Below are 629 nucleotides of genomic sequence, written 5' to 3'. Positions count from 1 at the left end.
ACCTGCACATCGTCGGACCCAACATGGCCACCCAGCCCTACGGCATCGGGGTCAACCTGACCAACACCGGGCTGGTCCGGTTCGTCAACGGCACCCTGGAGCGGATCCGCCGGGACGGCACGTGGAACACGTTGTACCGCAAGTGGTTGACGGTGCTGGGGCCCGCGCCCGCGCCACCGACGCCGAGGTATCTGGACTGATGGCCGAGTCGGAGAAGATCGAGCAGCCGGAAACCGGCGCCGACGAAAGCCCGGGCACCCAGCCGCCGGACACGCAGGGCGGCTGCCCGACCACGGGGCGCATCCAGGCCACCCAGGCGCTGTTCCGACCCGACTTCGACGATGGCGACGACGACTTTCCGCACATCTCGCTGGGCACCCTGGACAGCGATCCGCAAGACCGGGTGACGGTGGGGACGCGGGTGCTGCCACCGGTCCGCCACCTCGGCGTCGGTGGCGCGGGCGCGGGCCCCAGCACCGTCAACCACTTGCGGTACAACGTGTTCCACGTGCCGTCCCGGCGGATCCGCTCCAGGGTGCCGTTGACGAACCGGACCAGCCCGGTGTTGGTCAGGTTGACCCCGATGCCGTAGGGCTGGGTGGCCATGTTGGGTCCGACGATGTGCAGGT

Annotated in this window: 1 protein-coding gene and 2 pseudogenes; 2 read left to right on the top strand and 1 reads right to left on the bottom strand. The window is 69.5% G+C overall.

Annotated features, from left to right (window positions below; genetic code table 11):
- A partial coding sequence (locus A9X03_RS03130; protein ID WP_156669951.1) for a transporter substrate-binding domain-containing protein occupies positions 1 to 200 on the top strand: 200 nt, incomplete at its 5' end.
- A pseudogene (locus A9X03_RS28135) lies at positions 200 to 454 on the top strand (serine/threonine protein kinase); the annotation flags it as partial. The gene A9X03_RS03130 and the pseudogene A9X03_RS28135, both read left to right, overlap by 1 nt.
- Here A9X03_RS28135 and A9X03_RS28130 read toward each other — a convergent pair.
- Positions 439 to 629: pseudogene (locus tag A9X03_RS28130) on the bottom strand (transporter substrate-binding domain-containing protein); the annotation flags it as partial. The pseudogenes A9X03_RS28135 and A9X03_RS28130 overlap by 16 nt on opposite strands.

Source organism: Mycobacterium sp. E1715 (assembly GCF_001667625.1).
Classification (GTDB): domain Bacteria; phylum Actinomycetota; class Actinomycetes; order Mycobacteriales; family Mycobacteriaceae; genus Mycobacterium.
The sequence above is the reverse complement of the archived record's forward strand: the minus strand, read 5'-3'. Positions and strand labels throughout refer to the sequence as shown.